Source organism: Hymenobacter terricola (assembly GCF_017921975.2).
In the GTDB taxonomy this organism is placed as follows: Bacteria; Bacteroidota; Bacteroidia; order Cytophagales; family Hymenobacteraceae; genus Hymenobacter; species Hymenobacter terricola.
Map to the genome: position 1 here is coordinate 1 of NZ_JAGEMO020000011.1, position 14,737 is coordinate 14,737.

Genomic DNA, 14,737 nt, shown 5'->3' on the forward strand with positions numbered 1-14,737 from the left:
TCAGCCAGAAGCCCAAAGAATACCTGTGGGCTGCTGTGGTGCGGGGAATTGTGGCTTTGGAGGCGCTCACTGTGCTTTCTTGAATGTAAAGTATTCCAGGGTGTGCCACCTTTATCAGCGGTTTGCCACCCTTTTATGCCACCCTTTTTCGGGCTGTGCGGCGGTACCAGTCCAGCAGCTCGGCCTCGTTGATGCCCAGGTAGTGGTTGAAGCTGGCCTCGGTTTGGTGGCCGGTGGTCATCATCACCTGGGAGCGGGGCACGCCCTGCGCGACTTTTAGCGTGGCAAACGTCTTGCGGCCGAGGTGGAACACCACCTGCACCCGTTCGATGCCGGCCAGGCGCTGCACGTGCGGCAGGTAAAAGTACGGAAACGTGACGCGGGGCAGGCAGGTTTTGGGGTCGGCGCCGGTGTAGGCGCGCAGCAGGGCGGCCGGCTGGAATACGTCGTCGTCGACGAGCGGGATGATGCAGGTGACGCCGGTTTTGCTGGCCTTTACTCGGGCCACGTTGCCGTGCAGCTGCGCGGGCTTCAGGGCGTCGGCGTCGCCGATGCGTAGGGCCGTGTAGGTGCAGAGCAGGAATTTATCGCGGGTGAGGCGCAGGCGCCGCCGGTGCTCGTCGGTGGTAATCATGCGCCGGATGCCGGCGGTGGGCTGCTCGGGAAAATGCTTGCGCACGTACTGGCGCACGGCGGGGCTCTCAAAGTCGATGCCGGCGATGGCCCGCACTTCGGCCTCGGTGAGGGAGTTGACGAAGGTGTGGTGCTCGACGGGTTTGAGGGCCTCGCGGAAGCGGCGGTACACCGGCTGGCCTTCGTACACGGCCCAAATCAGGAAGGCGCGCACCAGGCCCAGGTAGTGGTTGTAGGTGCCGGGCCCGCGCTGGAGCTTGCCGAGCAGGAAGTTGCGGAAAGCTTCGTTGAAGCGCACGTCGAAGCCGTCGTAGGTGAGCGGCGCCGGGCTGGCCTGGGCGTAGGCGGCCAGGTCGGCGGCGGCCCGGCGGTGGTTCTGCACCACCTTTTTGTTAATGGGTAGGCCGGTACGCCGCGAGATGCGGGCCGCCACCACGGTTTCGACCCAGTGGGCCATTTCCTCGGCCACGGTGCGCTGAGCCGGCGCGGGCACGTCGGGAATGGGCGGCAGCACGTCGGGGCCGGCCAGCAGCAGCTGGAACCGGCGCTCGATGTCGGCCTTCATCGCCGGCTTGTCGAGGCGGCGCCCGGCCATGGTGGCTTCGTGCTCAGCGGCCGTGGCGGCGTTGGTGTAGTGGTCGAGGACGGTGTTGACGTCGGCCAGGTAGGTGTTGGGCTTGGCCTTGGCCTTTTGGCCGCGCTCGTTCCAGTCCTGGGGCTGCACTTTCTGGCCGCTGCTCAGGCGCAGGCGCTGGCCGTCCCAGCAGAAGGTGAGTTGGATGCGGGCCAGGCCTTTTTTGCCGGCCCGCTCGGCGAGCAGCTGGCGGGTGACTTCCACGGGTGTACTTGTTAGTTGGGGGATAAGCAGTGGCAGGCCGGATGCATGACCTGCACGCAGTGGCCGTAGTTGATGCCGATGTAGTTGCCGGCGTTGGCCGCCGGCGCCACGATGAGCGAGAGGAAAACCTCGCCTTCGCCTAGTAGGAGCCAGTCCGGATTGACGTTGGGGAAGGCCCGTCGAACCCGCGCCATGAGGCCAATGCTGGGCTTGTGGGTGGTTTTTAGTACTCGCTTGGCTCGCCGGATGGTGAGGCCAATGTGGTGAGCGAACTGGGCAAGGGTGAGGTTGAGGGCCACGCAGAGGTGGCTGAGGCGGTCGGCAGCGCGACAGACCATACGGAAGGTAGAAAGTGCGTTATATCGGGGGTGATTAGCGTTGAGGTTAAGTGAAAAATTGTGCCAATCAGGGTGGCTTTTTTTACTTCTTAAGTTGGGACTTTAAGAACTGAATCTGGACGTCCTGCAACTCAATGATTTTGATTTTATCAGCCAATTGCGTGCGCAGGTAGCTGTTTTCAATTTCCAGCAAATTCCCATCGGGAGAAATGCTCGTCTTGCCGATTTGATAAAGCGCCGCCTGCTGCTGGTCACTGCCGGCAAGGGCCGGGTACTTGGTCAGCAGTTCGTGCCATGCCTCGGCCGGGGCGGATTGGAAGCCGTTGCGCACCCGGTTGATGAAATCGGGATTGCGGCCCAGTGCCAGGCTCAGGGCCCGGTCGGACTTGAGGCCGCCGAGTTGCTTGGCCTGGGCGGCGGCGGCTAAAAACTGCCGGTCCAGGTCGGTTTTGGGGTGTTTGCCTTCAAGGCCCTGACCTGTGAGCACGGCTTTCTTCACGGTAAGTAGGTCGGGTTTTAGGCTAGAAATCGCTCTTATCCTTGGTCTTGACAGTCATGGCGGCTTGTAAGTCAGCGAGCATGGCTTTGATATCGGCATCGGTGTTGCGCCGCAGAATGTTCCAGGATTTCTGAATGATGCCGTTCATCATGGGCATAGTGATGCTTGGCTTGTCGTTCTCGAAGTGACCTAAACCGTAATCGCCTTTCGGCGTCGGATTGACATTAACAAAATCCGTGACATCGTATTTGTATTTGCCATCCTTCAGGTAGATGCTGAAAGTATGGTTTACAATGCCGCCGTCGCGGCCGCGAATTAAGGCGTGGGTATTGCCTTTCAGGATGATTTTGCCGCTCTCCTTATCCTGCATTTGCAGTACATCGGGGGCTGACTTATAGCTTTTAACTACCCACTCATAAGCTCGTGAGTACAGTTGGGCCTGCGATGTCCCAGGGACTTCCACTACTCCAGTGTACGTCACTAGATGGGTATCGGGGTCGATGGGCAGGGTCGGGGGAGAATCGTCCTCTTTTACTTTTTGGGCATGGGCCAGGGGAGTGGCCAATAGCAAGGCCAGCAGGAGTAGCAGCTGTTTCATGTAATGAGGGGTTTAGAAAGGTTAGCAGTTGCAGTAGCTGTGCGCTACATACTCCTTGTTGCCGCTGCTGTTGATGTAGTAGCAGCCGTTCTGCGGGCCCTTATAGAGTTGGTTGCCGTTGTAAAACCCACACTTTGGGTCGGTGTCATCTTTGGAGCAGCTGGAGGTAGAAGCTAGGCACCCTGAAAGGAGGAGTAGGTAGAGGATTTTTTTCATTAGGTAGGTGAAAAATGGCGTTGGTGGATTAATTGGGGCGGCCGTACGCGGCCTTGAGTAAGTCGATGGTTTCGTCTTTGGAGGCAATCACCTGGTCCTTCATCACCAGTTGGGCTTTGAGGTGTTCGATTTCTTTCAACAGCACCTGTTCGCTGCTGGTGGGGCCAGTGCCCTGCTGCTGGCTGGCTTTGCCGTGATTAACACCGATGGAATTGCCGGAATTATTTTTTGTAGAGGTAGTAAATGGCGCTACTCCAGTGTCAATAATGCCCAATAGTGGCTGGCCATTACCAGTGAGTAAAAACACAGGATTTGTCTTCTCAAAATGGATAATTATGCTTTCCAAGAAGTCAGAACTAGGCTTTGAGCCTCGATCTAAATAATTGCGAACAGTCGTTTCGCTCACATTTAATGCCTGGGCAAACGTCCTAACCTTCAGTCCAAGAGCTTGGATTAAGATTTTTAGTCTCTGACCAATAGGTACTTGTTCCATTTCTGGCTTCTCAATGTGTTTTTATTTCTCAAAATGATATACAGATTGAGTGTACTCTCGTAAGTTTGTACGTGTTCCGGCAGCTAAGTAATGCAGCTTATCCCGAAACCATGCAAACACAATGCTTGACGACTTCCTAAACGGCACGGCCACCGAGAAGCAGAAGTACTTCCTGCTGCAGGCGCTGGTGTGCGAAAAGCTGCCCAACCGGGCGGTCGACATGGCCGTGCGCGCCGGCATGGGCGGTGAGTTTAAATCGGCCTCCGTGGGCCTGCAGAATGTGAAGCTGGGAAAAGTGCCCTCCGCCTTGCGCGACCTGGTGGCCATGGTGCGCCTGAGCATGCCTGATTTTGAGATTCCTGAATTCCTGATGCCTGCGGATATGCAGCGTCAGGCCGCTTAGTACCCATTTTTTCATCACCAACCATTCTTCTCACACCTATCTCATGCACGTCAATACTGACCCCCCAACCCCCACGCCGGCCCCAAAAAAGGCCTGTATCCGCGACATGGCCGACCTGGTGAAAAACCACCTGCCGTGCGCCGTGGTCAAGCTCACTTCCCTGGACGAGCTGGAGCGTCGCTGCACCGAAATCGCGGCCGAACTCCCGCGTTTCAAGGAAGAAGCCCCCATTGTGCTGGCCGTCGAGCGCCACCGCCGGGCCCGGCACCTGGGCGTGCAGCTGGCGGCGGTGTACCAGGAAATGAGCCTGCCTAGCCCCGGTTACGCACGTGGGTAAGCTCATCACGCCCCCGATTTCCCTCACCGATGCCACCACCGGCAAGCGGGTGCGGGTTTCCGGCTTCGAAGCCGGTGCCATGCTCGTGGCCCGGCCGGAGCCCATCCTGGGCTACTGCTACCAGGCGGGCCACCTCACGGTGTACGTGAACGGCTCGATGCCGCTGGCCCTGCGCACGGCGCAGGAGGACGGCCACACCGAGGCCGAAATGTGGCTGGTGGACGAGCTGCCCGCCGGCATCCGCGAAATCGACTGGAGCGACTGCCGCCAGGACTTCCGCTTACTGCTTCCCGAACCCCGCAAAGCTGCCTAACGCCATGCATTTCGCCAGACTATTCTCCTGGAACCAAGGCCAACTGCTGGTGCAGCTGGAGGATTCTGAACAGCAGGCGGATGCCGCCTTTCCTTTTCTGATTGTCACCAAGACCCGGCACCCGGCCGGGGTGACGGCCACGATGAGCTTTGGCTATGAGGACGAGGAGCTTCGGAATGTCGAATTCGAGGCATACAGCGAGGAAAAAGCCCTTTCTCTATTCATCGCCCAGCAAAACCTGCTGGCTCAAGCTGCAGGCAAATGACGGCCAACGACCTGCCCACCGTGGGCTACCTCGACCACTGGTTTCGCGTGCTGCTGGGCAACCAGCAGGCGGCCGCGCCCGCTGCCGCGCCGGCCGCGGTGGTGCTCTTCAGCATTCAGGGCCTGGCCGAATACCTGGACGTGCAGCCCGGCACCGTGCGCCGCTGGCTGAAGGCCGGCAAGCCCAGCCGCGACCCCAAGCTGGCCCACGACCCGGCCCACAACATCAAGCTGCAGGCCTACTACTTCACCTCGGAGGCCCGCATTCCCTGGCCGGCGTTGCTGGCCTACGAGCGCGGCGAGGCCTTCGACCTGGCCACGCTGCCGGCGCCCACGGCCCCGCCGCCCAAGGCCGCGCCGCTGGCCCTGGATGCGCCACAGATGCGCATCGCCTCTTAAGTATCCTCATTTTTTTCATCACCAACCCCTTCTCACACACCGCTTATGTCCATTCACTCCATTACCATCGCCGAATTCATGGCGCTCACCCCAAAGCAGCTGCGCTTGGCCATTCGGCTCTGCGACGCGGAAATCAGCAGCCTCTACGACCACGCCAGGCAGCTCGGCCCGAAAGACGAAAGCTACGGGCACGCGCTGGAGGACATCGCCACGGCCATCACCCTGCGGGCCGTCCACAAGGGCAGGCTGGATGAGCTGGAGGCGGAAGCGGTGACGGAAGCCCATGGTTCCAGCGTGCCTAGCGAAGCCTAAGCCATGCAGAACCTCACCGTTTACTGCTCGCAGCCGGCCAGCCCGCAGATGGCCACCTTCCTGCTGGCCGTGCAAAATGCCCACGGCGTGGTCATTCGCCCCGTTTCGGAACTGCCCGCCCCGGACCCGCTGCGCCGCCAGCAGCTGCGCGTGGAGCGCACGGGGCTGCTCGAAGCCATCGCGGTGGCCGCGCACGATTTGGACCGCCTCGTGTACGGCGAGGTGCAACCCGATGCCGGCCGCGAAAACGGCCTGCGCTTCGAGTTGGAAGCCTTAAAGCGTCGCCTGAGCGGCGTGAATACCGTGCTCGGCACGGAGAAAGGGGGGACGGATAATGCTTAAGGCCTCCTTGCCTCTCAACACAGAGTTGCTGCAGTCGTTGCGCGAAGTAGACGGCACGGCGCATATGCACTTTGAATTGCTCAATGAGTATGGCATTGTGGCTTCGTGCTACGTGGAGGGTTGGGAGCGGCCCGGAGGCTGCCTCATGCGGCTGCACGTCATGCCGACTCAGCGCCGGAAGGGCTACGGCACGGAACTGATTAAGGCGGTTATCCGGGCGACGTATGCGGAGGCAAAATCGGCGCTGAGCCTGAGCGTGAAGCCGGATAATATGTGGGCGTTACGAATGTACCATCGGCTGGGCTTCGTAGTGTATTACCAGTTGGAGGGCAAAAACGGTGATTACCTGATGACGCTTGACATGACGGGCAAATTGCCGCCGGTTGTGGTGGAAATGCAGAAGATACTGCAGCAAGCTATTGCGGGTGGAGGAGTAGGAAAGGAGGTGGCCCGTGGCTAAGCGCGCTGCCAACCGCTTAACAGGCGCGGCGGCGGCGCACGTCGTGGCCGCCCTGGCCGATGCCGTGCGGGCTGAGGAGAATGGCCACCACGCCCTCCAGTACGTGCCGCTGGCCAGCATCGATATCGTGCGCAACACGCGCCAGAGCTACGACGAGCCGGCCATGCTGGAACTCGTGGAGAGCATCCGGGCCTACGGCGTGATGCAGAGCATCACGCTGCGCCCGCACCCGGACCAGGCCGGCCGCTACCAGTTAGCGGCCGGCCACCGGCGGTATTTCGGGGCGCAGCGCGCCGGGCTGGAGGATATTCCGGCCAGCATCCGCCCGCTCACCGACCGCGAGTTTATGGAGGTGCAGCTGCTGGAAAACCTGCAGCGCGAAAAGGTGCACCCGGCAGATGAGGCGGTGGCGTTTGCGGAGTTGCTGGATAACAGCTTCTCGGCGGAGGAAATCGGCCTGCGGGTGGGCAAGCCGGCCCGTTTCGTGGCCCAGCGGGCGCAGCTGGTGAAGCTGTTGCCGGACTGGCAGCAGGCCCTGCGCGAAGGCCGGCTGCCGCTGGGCGGGGCCCACGCCCTGGCCCGGCTGCCGGCCGAAGCCCAGGAGCAGGCCGGCGTTTCGCTCAACGCGGGCTACTACAGCGACTGGGTAGAAATTGACGGCGTGCGCAAGCGCAGCTACGACACGGCTCAGGTGCGCCGCTGGGTGAAGGACTCGCTGAGCCGCAACCTGGCCACTGCCGCCTTTCCCAAAGACGACGCGACGCTGTTTCCGTCCGCCGGGGCCTGCCTCACCTGCCCGAAGCGCACCGGCAACGCGCTGTACCTCTTCCAGGACATGGGCGCCGACCGCTGCCTCGACGGGGCGTGCTTCGAAACCAAGTGCCACAACTTCCTGGAGCGGCAGCTGGCCGAGGTGGAGCAGGTGCTCGACAGCGGCCCGGTGGTGCGCATCACCGACGACTGGAACAAGAAGAGCGCCGGCGTGCTCAGCCGCTACGATTACGAGCGCCTCGACCCGGAAAAGGAAGTCGCGCCGGAGGCCGTGCAATCGGGCCGGCTGCGCCAGGCCATCGTGATGGATGGCCACCAGGCCGGCAAACTCGTGCAGGTGCTCGTGAAAGCCTCGCTGGCCCAGGCGGCCGACCCGGCGGCCGCGCTGCAGGAAAAAGCGCAGGCCGAACAGGTAGAGTCCAAACAGCAAAAGGCCGCTACGGTGGCCAAGAACCGGCAAATGCGCCGGGCTTACCAGAAACTGCAGGAGGGCATCCTGACGGACCCGAACCTGCGCACGGCCGTGCTGCGCGAAAAGCTGGTGCGCGACCTGGAATACACCATCACCAAAGCCAAGAAGCAGGTGCTGGTGGAGCGGTACGCTTTCCCGGCGGCGGTCTTTGAGCTTCGGCATTACAGCTCGGAGTTAAAATCGGCCATTGCCGAGCAGGTGGAGCGGCTGCCCGAGGAGCAGCTGGTCAGCCTGCTGCTGGACCTGGAGCTGGTGGGCTGGCACACGTCGGAGTACGACAACCACATTCCCCGGCTGGCGGCGGCGCAGGGCTGGACGCCCGAGCTGCTCGATGCGGAAGTGGCGGCCGCCAAAGCGGCGCGGGTGAACGGCCAGGCAGTAGGAGAGGAGGTCGCCAGTGCCTGAGTGGCTCATCGTCCTGCTCTCCTGCGCCGGCAACTTCATCGTGTCCCTGTGCCTGCTGCGCTGGGCCTATAAACGCGGCTACAAAGACGGCGCGGCTGATGAGCGGGAGTTCGGTCGTCAAATCGACGAAATCATGCACATCAGCCGCGCCGCGCTGCCCCCACTGCCGATTCCTCCACCTTCCCGCGACGTTTCACTTTAACCTTTTTTCCCTTTCGCTCATGGCTCAGAAACCCTTGCTTACCCCCACCGTCCTGCTGATTCGCGGGGCGGGTGGCCTGCTGTTGCTTTTCCTGATACTGACGCTGCTCAAGCAGGCGCACCTGGCGCCCGTGGCGCACTGGAGCTGGTGGGCCGTCACGGCGCCGCTCTGGGGGCTGTGGGCGCTGCTGGTGGTGCTCTTCGTGGGGGGCGTGCTCTGGGCACTGCTCGTGGCCCTGCTGCGCAAAACGCCCCAGGCCTGAGCATGGCACCGGACGTTCATTCCCCGACCCCGCCGGCCGAAACGGTGCCCTGGCCCAAGATGATGCTGCCGGCAGCCGACGTGCTCCAGTGGCTGAGCAAGCTGAAGCCGGCCGATAACGTCGGCAAGAAGGCCGTGTTCACCCTGCGCTGGCTGGCCCACGCCGAAATCGAGCGCTGCTGCCCGGAGCCACCGCCCCAATCCATCACCCACTTCACTCCCGACGAACCGAATTCTTCCGCCGCCCAAGACTTGCCATCATGAGAATTTCCCTGGAGAGCACCACCAAAATTGTCGAATTGAACGGCGTTCCGGCCCGCATTTGGGAAGGCACCACCGAGAGCGGCATTCCGGTGCATTGCTACATCACCCGCATCGGCGTCGATGAAAACGAGCCCCGGCAGCACGAGTTCGAATGCGAACTGCTCCAAATGCGAGCCCCATCGCCCGAGGTGGCAGCCATTCCCATCCGCTTGATTCTGTAGCGCTTGAAATAAACCTGTCGGATGACTTGACTTCTGGCGGCTTATGATACGTGGTTTGTCCTGCCTACCGCGCACGTTTCCAATTAGTTAATAAACTCCCCGCCTTTTCGAGGGCAATCGGGCTGCTGGCACCCCCTCTCGCCACCTCCACTGATTGCGCCGGCATCGAAGCCGACCGGGGAGCACAGGGTCTGCAGCTGCAGCTCCGGCGCAGGGTAGGGGGGGAAGACACGCCCCACCTGCCCGCGCCACCATTTTCTCCTCACCAATCCCTCCCGCACGCCTCCCCGCATGCTACCACTCCCCCTGACCCTGGCCAAAGCCCGCCGCCTCTGGCACGAGGACTTTGCTGCCCAGTGCGCCACCACGCCGCTGCAACTGCGCTCCCGCACCCACAAGCCGCGCGTACTTAACGACGGCACCGTGCGCGAGGCCTACACCGAGCGCTACTTCGTGCAGCCCAAGGCCGCGCCCAGCACCACGAAGGACCTGATGACCGACCTGGTGTTCATGAGCGTGCGCGCCCTGGAGCGCCAGAACCGCGAAGCCGGGTTCAGCTTCGACCAGCACGGCACCGATGCCGCCCCCGAGGTGCCGGCCATCGCGGTGAACTGCAAGCAACTGGGCAAGCGCCGGACCCTCTCCTCGCGCACCATCCGCACCCACATCGACCTGCTGCTGAAGCTGGGGGCCATCACGCGCAAAGCCTGGCACGGCACCCGCGCTGATTTTGAGCTGTGGATAAACCCCAAATACCTGTGGAATACCCCCGAAATGCCGGGGGAAAACGATTTGGACCGCCTGCAAATCGGCTCGATTCTCCAGGGTGAGCCGACAAAATTTCCGCTTAGTGTAGCATTTGAAACACTAGAACAGGGGAAACTGGAACTTAGCCATGTGGATAAGTTACTACCACACGAGGCCACGGCTCCAGAACTGGCAACACAGGCAACACTGACTGGCAACACAGGGCCGCAGCAAGACCCGGAACCGCCTTGCCTGACGCCAGAAACCGCTTCAGCCGGGGCGCGGCACCTTTCTCGGGCCCAGCGTCGGGAAAAAGCCCCCGCCGCGCCCACAGCGCCGCAAACCGGCCCAACCCGCGCCCAGAAGCAATTTGTGATGTCGCTCTGGGCCTATGCCCGCCAGCACCTCTACGCCGACGTGGCCTTCGACGAGCAGCAGCACGCCAAGGCCCAGAACGCCATCTGGTTTGGGGTGTTCAACGCCTTCCGGGACGGCCTGACGGAGCGGGAATACGGCCTCTACCACCAGCAGGCCCTGGAACGGGTGGATTTGGTAGCCGACTGGCTGAAGCGCAACCCCGGCCGCTTCCTGCCGGCGCCCTACGCCGAAATTGTGAAGGGCCGCGGCTACTTCGACCGCGAAAACACCCAGGGCTTCGTGAAAACGGAAGAATGGCTGGCCGCCAAGATGGTGCGCCGCCACGAGTACCACGTGGCCACCACGCTCCGCAGAGCCGGGGCCGAAATGCGCGGCTGGCGCTTGAAAACGGCCAGCAAACGGGTGCTGGCGCTCACCGCCTCGCAGCTGTACCAGAAGCATTTGAAGAAAGTGCAGGCCCTGCGCGACCCCCGTGCCCTGGATAAATTCTACCTCATCGCCGCCGGCGGCAAATCCTGATTTTTTCATCCACCACTCCTTCTCATACTCACAACCCCATGTCCCATTCCCCTTCCGTTGCCGGGCAGAAGCTCATCGCCGAAGCCTCGACCAAACTGCTGATTTACTTCAAGGACGGCAATTCCCGCACCTTTCACGGCCGGCCCAATGCCTCCAGCTACACGCCCGTCGACCCCCGTGAGCTGGAGATTAAGCGCCTGAAGAGGTACGCCGAAAGCGTAGGCCCGAAAATCAACGTGGCCATCCTCTACGACCTGCACACCGGCCAGGAACTGGCCCGGCTCAAAAACGGCCAGTGGGTATGAGCAAGCTGCGCGCCTTTCTCAGCTACCCGCTGTACTTCGCCGAGCACGGGGTGTACCTCGCCACCTCGGCCGGCCAGGCCCGCGCCCACACCGTGGCGGATTTGCGGCGCTGTGGCTATTTGGTGCCTGGTCAGATTGATACCCTGTACTCCTTCGCCCATATTCGGGTGAAGCGGGCCCCTCGCTATGACCGACTGGCCGATTTGTACCCCCGCGTGCACGGCTATGAGCCGGGCCATGCTGACCGACTACTGGAAATCGGATGAACCACCTGGCGAGTTCGCTCCTGCTTGAATACAATGGCCTTGAGGAAGGATGGGCCATTGTCAGTGAAACCGGCAAAATCATCAATCCTTTCATTCTGACCGCTGCGGGGCTGAGCTACTACATCAGCCAGCACCACCTAGCGAAACGCATTTCCAATCTCGACGCGCTAGGCTCCCAGCAACTCATTCTAATTGCCAAGCGCAGCCACAAAAAATGAAAAATTCCTGGCATCTGATAAAAGCCCGCCTAGAGGCTAAAGCACGAGGGGCTGAAGAAGCCGCTGGTTACCAAGGTTCTTATTCTGATGGTGGCGCTTCGGCTATTAGAACGGCTATTTACTACTACGAGGCAGGCATGTATGGACAATTGCCACTTGGCTGGAATGAGATAGATGACCAGCTTGCTAAGGAAGCTGACCCAGAGTATCAAAAGCTGCAGCAACTCAAACAAAAGTTTGAAGAATGAAACTGCCTCACCTCGACCAAATCATTGAACTGCAGCGCGGCGAGGCCGGCCAGCTCTGGTGGGCCGTAGCCGACTGCGGCCGCCGCAACACGGTGCGGCTGTGTAGCCGAAACGCTTCGCTGCGCGTGGAATCGGCGGGCATCGTGCCGGCACTGGCGGCGCTCGAGCGCGTGGCCCGGCGGCTGAAGCGTGTCGACGAGCGCGAGCTGAGCCACGTGGGCGTACCCCGCCAGAAGCCGGTGAAGTTCCGCTTGCACGTCGACGAGCTGGTGGCCATCATGCTCTACGTGGTGCCCACCACCTGGAGCGGGCACGTGCCGCTGGGCAAGGTGCAGCAGAAGTCGTTAAACCTCGACCATCTAATACATTTTAATTGAACGTAAAAAGCTTGAAATACGCTTTGCTGGCAAGTACTTTGCAGTAATTAGATAATTAGACAAATTTGCAAGAAACCTATTTACTCAACTCCTTCTGTGGATAGCACGCCGCTTTGGTTACCCGTACAGCCTCACGTTCTTAAATACCTGCACAAGCACGTCGGCACGGCGTATTTCCTCTCGGAGAACGACCCGTTCGGCATCCTGCTGTTTCAGCTGCTGCGCCGGCCGGTGCGCGACAAGCGGCGCGACGAGGTGATTAAGAAATACCAGAAGCAGTTCACGGTCCACTACGGGCTGTACGACCCCAAGAAATTCGGGCTGAAGGAGCCGACGGGCAAGTCGGTGTACCAGTTTAATAAATTCTGCCGCGGCCTGCTCTTCGGCGAGCTGCACGCCTACGTGGAGCTAATGGTCGATATGGGCAACGCCGCGACCTACGCCATCGAGACGTTCATGCTCAAGTACGACCTGCGGGAAGAGGACGTCCAGTTCGACACGCTGGCCCGCTCGTGGAAGCGCTACCTGAAAACAACGAAGGCCCTGCGCAAGCGGGAACGGGCCGCGCACCTGAGCGCCGGCGGCCAGCTCAAGCAGCTGACCAAGGACCTGCGCGCCCTGCCGCTGCCGGGCGTGCCGGGCTACGCCATTCCGGCCCCGCCGGCTTACTAGCAGTTGTCCCTTTTACTCCAGCAGTTGTCCCTAAAAAACCGCCGTTTGTCCCTTGGCCAATTCGACCCCCATCCCGCCCGCCACGCCCATTCCGCCGCGCACGCTGGACCCCATTGAGCAGGGGCCGGCCGGGGAGCTGGCCGGCTACCTCAACCTGTATTATCTGCCGGTGGAGGACCTGGTGCTCGACCCGGTGGTGGTGAACGGCGCCGTGCTCGGCGACCTGGCCCTGCGCGCCGGCGCCATCTGGGTGGAGCTGAAGCTGACCCAGCAAACCCTCAAGGTGGCCGAGGTGGCCAAAACCGGCCGCCACGGCACCACCTACCAGGTGAAGGTGACGGCGCAGCGCCCGCAGCCCACGCCCGGTGTGCTCGGCGGCCTCGACGTGCTCGACCGGCGCCGCCTGCTGCTCATGGCGCGCCAGGCCGATGGCCAGCTGCGCCTGCTCGGCACGCGCCAGGCCTGGCTGCAGCTGCTGGTGGGCACGGAGGGCGCGGGCGCCGCCAGCCACGCCGGCCTCGACGTGCAGCTGCTCGGCGACACGCCCGAGCGCGGCCCCTACTACAAGGGCCTGTTCCTGGTGGCCACCGCCGCCGGCACGGGCAACCTGACGGCCCCCGTGCCCGGCACCGGCGTGCGGGTGCTCGACCGGCTGGGCAACCTCATGGCCATTGTGCCCGGTGGCCACGACCTCATCATCAGCAGCGGCTTTCGGGTGGCTCTAACCATTAACTAAGCATGGCGAATACGACGCCTCAACCGCCCAGCACGGCCGACGTGCAGATGTCGGCGGCTGAATTTGTGACCAAGTGGGACGGCAAGTTTGCCGACAACACCATTCAGAACATCAACGAGGCCATGCTTCGGGAGTTCAAGAACGACATGGTGGTGGTGTTCACCAACTGGAAGGAGCTGACCGTGAAACGGGTGAAGGGCAGCCCGTACCCGGTGCCCAACACCAGCGCCCTGGGCACGATTCCGGCGCTCTACCTGGTGCAGGGCATGACCGCCGTGGCCCTGAACGGCACCGACGCCACCACGGCGGGTGCGGGCGTGCTGGCCCCGCCGGTCACGTTTCAGCTCATCCGCGATTCGCAGGGCCTGGTGAGCGCCCTGACCGACGTGGAGCCCACGACCACGAGCCGCGTGCCGGCGAAGTGGGTGCAAATCAGTGGCCCCAAGGAGCAACAGCAGGCCAGCTTCGACGAGCTGATACCGGAGGACCATAATTACAAGGCCGGCGACGTGTTCAAGTACACGTTTCCCGGCGGCGTGGTGCGCCTGCTGGAGTGGCGGGCGGACAGCGCCTCGTTTGTGCACCCGGTGCCCACCGGCCTCGATACCGATTACTTCTACGCGCCTTTTGCCCCGGTTTCGGTGCTGGAGCACGAGCAGAACACCGACACCGGCAGCACAGCCGGCGAGTTTCGCCTGCGGCTCAATTCCGGGTTCCAGGACCACGGCACCGGCGCGACGACGCTCGTCTTCGAAGGCGTGCAGGGCGGCAACCAGGCCGCACTGCGCTTTAAGTTTCAAAACGACGACGACACCGAAACCGCCATCTTCGAGCAGTGCCTGGAGTACACCGGCAGCGGCACCGACGTCTGGGCCGCACTAGCCGCCGGCGCGCAGCTCGACGCCCTGGCCGCGCAACTGGCCACGCAGACCAGCCGCCTCGACGCCCTGCTGGCCGGCTCGACGGCCGACGTCGATACGTTCCTGGAGGTGCTGAATCGTTTCGTAACCGACGAATCGGCCAGCAGCGCCCTCACGTCGTTGGTGGCCACCAAAGCCCCGTTGGCCAGTGCCGCCCTGACTGGCACCCCGACCGCCCCCACCCCCGCCGCCGGCACCAACAGCACGCGCCTGGCCACCACCGCGTTCGTGCAAGCCGTGGCCGGGCTATTGTTAAGCAAGGCCAACAACCTGAGCGACCTACAGGACAAGGCCAGCGCCATCGCCAACC

General features: G+C 62.2%; 28 protein-coding genes. 22 read left to right on the plus strand and 6 right to left on the minus strand.

Features of this window, described 5'->3' with window-relative positions; all coding sequences use genetic code 11:
- Window positions 1-133: 133 nt before the first annotated feature.
- The 6 genes from J4G38_RS10395 to J4G38_RS10420 all read right to left on the minus strand — a co-directional run bounded on the left by J4G38_RS10395 (window position 134) and on the right by J4G38_RS10420 (window position 3,615).
- Complete coding sequence (locus J4G38_RS10395) at window positions 134-1,471, minus strand: hypothetical protein (protein WP_210516458.1); 1,338 nt, start codon at window positions 1,469-1,471, stop codon at window positions 134-136.
- Between the two features lie 11 nt (window positions 1,472-1,482).
- Window positions 1,483-1,809, minus strand: a complete 327-nt coding sequence (locus J4G38_RS10400) for a helix-turn-helix domain-containing protein (RefSeq protein ID WP_210516456.1) — start codon at window positions 1,807-1,809, stop codon at window positions 1,483-1,485.
- A gap of 82 nt (window positions 1,810-1,891) precedes the next feature.
- Window positions 1,892-2,308 (minus strand): hypothetical protein, encoded by a 417-nt coding sequence (locus tag J4G38_RS10405; protein ID WP_210516454.1) that lies wholly within the window; start codon window positions 2,306-2,308, stop codon window positions 1,892-1,894.
- A 22-nt stretch (window positions 2,309-2,330) separates the two neighbouring features.
- The gene (locus J4G38_RS10410; protein WP_210516452.1) at window positions 2,331-2,906 is read right to left on the minus strand and encodes a DUF4468 domain-containing protein; all 576 of its coding nucleotides are present in this window, start codon (window positions 2,904-2,906) and stop codon (window positions 2,331-2,333) included.
- Window positions 2,907-2,927: 21 nt separating this feature from the next.
- The gene (locus tag J4G38_RS10415) at window positions 2,928-3,122 is read right to left on the minus strand and encodes a hypothetical protein (RefSeq protein ID WP_210516450.1); all 195 of its coding nucleotides are present in this window, start codon (window positions 3,120-3,122) and stop codon (window positions 2,928-2,930) included.
- A gap of 28 nt (window positions 3,123-3,150) precedes the next feature.
- Complete coding sequence (locus J4G38_RS10420) at window positions 3,151-3,615, minus strand: helix-turn-helix domain-containing protein (protein WP_210516448.1); 465 nt, start codon at window positions 3,613-3,615, stop codon at window positions 3,151-3,153.
- A 121-nt stretch (window positions 3,616-3,736) separates the two neighbouring features.
- Here J4G38_RS10420 and J4G38_RS10425 point away from each other — a divergent pair, with 121 nt between their 5' ends.
- The 22 genes from J4G38_RS10425 to J4G38_RS10530 form a co-directional block, all read left to right on the plus strand.
- A complete protein-coding gene (locus J4G38_RS10425; protein WP_210516446.1) occupies window positions 3,737-4,018 on the plus strand; it encodes a hypothetical protein in 282 nt (93 codons plus the stop codon).
- Window positions 4,019-4,061: 43 nt separating this feature from the next.
- On the plus strand, window positions 4,062-4,355 hold the full coding sequence (locus tag J4G38_RS10430) for a hypothetical protein (protein WP_210516444.1): 294 nt from the start codon (window positions 4,062-4,064) through the stop codon (window positions 4,353-4,355).
- Window positions 4,348-4,668, plus strand: a complete 321-nt coding sequence (locus tag J4G38_RS10435; RefSeq protein ID WP_210516442.1) for a hypothetical protein — start codon at window positions 4,348-4,350, stop codon at window positions 4,666-4,668. Before J4G38_RS10430 ends, J4G38_RS10435 begins: the two co-directional genes overlap by 8 nt.
- 4 nt (window positions 4,669-4,672) lie before the next feature.
- Complete coding sequence (locus J4G38_RS10440) at window positions 4,673-4,933, plus strand: hypothetical protein (protein WP_210516440.1); 261 nt, start codon at window positions 4,673-4,675, stop codon at window positions 4,931-4,933.
- Window positions 4,930-5,331: a MerR family transcriptional regulator gene (locus J4G38_RS10445; RefSeq protein ID WP_210516438.1), complete on the plus strand. Its 402-nt coding sequence runs from the start codon at window positions 4,930-4,932 to the stop codon at window positions 5,329-5,331. The genes J4G38_RS10440 and J4G38_RS10445 overlap by 4 nt, the downstream gene beginning before the upstream one ends.
- A gap of 45 nt (window positions 5,332-5,376) precedes the next feature.
- Window positions 5,377-5,643 (plus strand): hypothetical protein, encoded by a 267-nt coding sequence (locus tag J4G38_RS10450; RefSeq protein WP_210516436.1) that lies wholly within the window; start codon window positions 5,377-5,379, stop codon window positions 5,641-5,643.
- A gap of 3 nt (window positions 5,644-5,646) precedes the next feature.
- On the plus strand, window positions 5,647-5,985 hold the full coding sequence (locus J4G38_RS10455; RefSeq protein ID WP_210516434.1) for a hypothetical protein: 339 nt from the start codon (window positions 5,647-5,649) through the stop codon (window positions 5,983-5,985).
- A 7-nt stretch (window positions 5,986-5,992) separates the two neighbouring features.
- Window positions 5,993-6,445 (plus strand): GNAT family N-acetyltransferase, encoded by a 453-nt coding sequence (locus tag J4G38_RS10460; protein WP_210516432.1) that lies wholly within the window; start codon window positions 5,993-5,995, stop codon window positions 6,443-6,445.
- Window positions 6,438-8,093 (plus strand): ParB/RepB/Spo0J family partition protein, encoded by a 1,656-nt coding sequence (locus tag J4G38_RS10465; protein WP_210516430.1) that lies wholly within the window; start codon window positions 6,438-6,440, stop codon window positions 8,091-8,093. Before J4G38_RS10460 ends, J4G38_RS10465 begins: the two co-directional genes overlap by 8 nt.
- A 40-nt stretch (window positions 8,094-8,133) precedes the next feature.
- Window positions 8,134-8,295, plus strand: coding sequence for a hypothetical protein (locus tag J4G38_RS10470; protein ID WP_210516428.1), 162 nt, complete (start codon window positions 8,134-8,136; stop codon window positions 8,293-8,295).
- Window positions 8,296-8,314: 19 nt separating this feature from the next.
- Window positions 8,315-8,557, plus strand: a complete 243-nt coding sequence (locus J4G38_RS10475; RefSeq protein WP_210516426.1) for a hypothetical protein — start codon at window positions 8,315-8,317, stop codon at window positions 8,555-8,557.
- Window positions 8,558-8,559: 2 nt separating this feature from the next.
- Window positions 8,560-8,820 carry a hypothetical protein gene (locus J4G38_RS10480; RefSeq protein ID WP_210516424.1) on the plus strand — a complete coding sequence of 87 codons (261 nt, stop codon included), beginning with the start codon at window positions 8,560-8,562 and terminating at the stop codon, window positions 8,818-8,820.
- Window positions 8,817-9,041 carry a hypothetical protein gene (locus J4G38_RS10485; RefSeq protein ID WP_210516422.1) on the plus strand — a complete coding sequence of 75 codons (225 nt, stop codon included), beginning with the start codon at window positions 8,817-8,819 and terminating at the stop codon, window positions 9,039-9,041. The genes J4G38_RS10480 and J4G38_RS10485 overlap by 4 nt, the downstream gene beginning before the upstream one ends.
- Window positions 9,042-9,332: 291 nt before the next feature.
- Entirely contained in the window at window positions 9,333-10,685 is a 1,353-nt protein-coding gene (locus tag J4G38_RS10490; protein WP_210516420.1) for a hypothetical protein, read from the plus strand.
- A gap of 38 nt (window positions 10,686-10,723) precedes the next feature.
- Window positions 10,724-10,990, plus strand: coding sequence for a hypothetical protein (locus J4G38_RS10495; protein ID WP_210516418.1), 267 nt, complete (start codon window positions 10,724-10,726; stop codon window positions 10,988-10,990).
- Window positions 10,987-11,256 (plus strand): hypothetical protein, encoded by a 270-nt coding sequence (locus J4G38_RS10500; RefSeq protein WP_210516416.1) that lies wholly within the window; start codon window positions 10,987-10,989, stop codon window positions 11,254-11,256. Before J4G38_RS10495 ends, J4G38_RS10500 begins: the two co-directional genes overlap by 4 nt.
- A complete protein-coding gene (locus tag J4G38_RS10505; RefSeq protein ID WP_210516414.1) occupies window positions 11,253-11,474 on the plus strand; it encodes a hypothetical protein in 222 nt (73 codons plus the stop codon). Before J4G38_RS10500 ends, J4G38_RS10505 begins: the two co-directional genes overlap by 4 nt.
- Window positions 11,471-11,722, plus strand: a complete 252-nt coding sequence (locus J4G38_RS10510) for a hypothetical protein (RefSeq protein WP_210516412.1) — start codon at window positions 11,471-11,473, stop codon at window positions 11,720-11,722. Before J4G38_RS10505 ends, J4G38_RS10510 begins: the two co-directional genes overlap by 4 nt.
- Complete coding sequence (locus J4G38_RS10515; RefSeq protein ID WP_210516410.1) at window positions 11,719-12,099, plus strand: hypothetical protein; 381 nt, start codon at window positions 11,719-11,721, stop codon at window positions 12,097-12,099. Before J4G38_RS10510 ends, J4G38_RS10515 begins: the two co-directional genes overlap by 4 nt.
- A 96-nt stretch (window positions 12,100-12,195) precedes the next feature.
- Window positions 12,196-12,771: a hypothetical protein gene (locus J4G38_RS10520; protein ID WP_210516408.1), complete on the plus strand. Its 576-nt coding sequence runs from the start codon at window positions 12,196-12,198 to the stop codon at window positions 12,769-12,771.
- A 52-nt stretch (window positions 12,772-12,823) separates the two neighbouring features.
- Complete coding sequence (locus J4G38_RS10525; protein WP_210516406.1) at window positions 12,824-13,507, plus strand: hypothetical protein; 684 nt, start codon at window positions 12,824-12,826, stop codon at window positions 13,505-13,507.
- 2 nt (window positions 13,508-13,509) lie between these two features.
- Window positions 13,510-14,737, plus strand: a 1,228-nt coding sequence (locus J4G38_RS10530; protein WP_226163342.1) for a hypothetical protein, incomplete at its 3' end; no start/stop codon positions are given.

Bases quoted from the DNA above. Each gene is read 5' to 3' on its own strand.
- J4G38_RS10420 (WP_210516448.1), bottom strand. From the start codon at position 3,615: ATGGAACAAGTACCTATTGGTCAGAGACTAAAAATCTTAATCCAAGCT.
- J4G38_RS10440 (WP_210516440.1), top strand. From the start codon at position 4,673: ATGCATTTCGCCAGACTATTCTCCTGGAACCAAGGCCAACTGCTGGTG.
- J4G38_RS10410 (WP_210516452.1), bottom strand. From the start codon at position 2,906: ATGAAACAGCTGCTACTCCTGCTGGCCTTGCTATTGGCCACTCCCCTG.
- J4G38_RS10490 (WP_210516420.1), top strand. From the start codon at position 9,333: ATGCTACCACTCCCCCTGACCCTGGCCAAAGCCCGCCGCCTCTGGCAC.
- J4G38_RS10495 (WP_210516418.1), top strand. From the start codon at position 10,724: ATGTCCCATTCCCCTTCCGTTGCCGGGCAGAAGCTCATCGCCGAAGCC.
- J4G38_RS10445 (WP_210516438.1), top strand. From the start codon at position 4,930: ATGACGGCCAACGACCTGCCCACCGTGGGCTACCTCGACCACTGGTTT.
- J4G38_RS10425 (WP_210516446.1), top strand. From the start codon at position 3,737: ATGCTTGACGACTTCCTAAACGGCACGGCCACCGAGAAGCAGAAGTAC.
- J4G38_RS10500 (WP_210516416.1), top strand. From the start codon at position 10,987: ATGAGCAAGCTGCGCGCCTTTCTCAGCTACCCGCTGTACTTCGCCGAG.
- J4G38_RS10475 (WP_210516426.1), top strand. From the start codon at position 8,315: ATGGCTCAGAAACCCTTGCTTACCCCCACCGTCCTGCTGATTCGCGGG.
- J4G38_RS10485 (WP_210516422.1), top strand. From the start codon at position 8,817: ATGAGAATTTCCCTGGAGAGCACCACCAAAATTGTCGAATTGAACGGC.
- J4G38_RS10515 (WP_210516410.1), top strand. From the start codon at position 11,719: ATGAAACTGCCTCACCTCGACCAAATCATTGAACTGCAGCGCGGCGAG.
- J4G38_RS10480 (WP_210516424.1), top strand. From the start codon at position 8,560: ATGGCACCGGACGTTCATTCCCCGACCCCGCCGGCCGAAACGGTGCCC.
- J4G38_RS10415 (WP_210516450.1), bottom strand. From the start codon at position 3,122: ATGAAAAAAATCCTCTACCTACTCCTCCTTTCAGGGTGCCTAGCTTCT.
- J4G38_RS10505 (WP_210516414.1), top strand. From the start codon at position 11,253: ATGAACCACCTGGCGAGTTCGCTCCTGCTTGAATACAATGGCCTTGAG.
- J4G38_RS10510 (WP_210516412.1), top strand. From the start codon at position 11,471: ATGAAAAATTCCTGGCATCTGATAAAAGCCCGCCTAGAGGCTAAAGCA.
- J4G38_RS10400 (WP_210516456.1), bottom strand. From the start codon at position 1,809: ATGGTCTGTCGCGCTGCCGACCGCCTCAGCCACCTCTGCGTGGCCCTC.
- J4G38_RS10450 (WP_210516436.1), top strand. From the start codon at position 5,377: ATGTCCATTCACTCCATTACCATCGCCGAATTCATGGCGCTCACCCCA.
- J4G38_RS10430 (WP_210516444.1), top strand. From the start codon at position 4,062: ATGCACGTCAATACTGACCCCCCAACCCCCACGCCGGCCCCAAAAAAG.
- J4G38_RS10455 (WP_210516434.1), top strand. From the start codon at position 5,647: ATGCAGAACCTCACCGTTTACTGCTCGCAGCCGGCCAGCCCGCAGATG.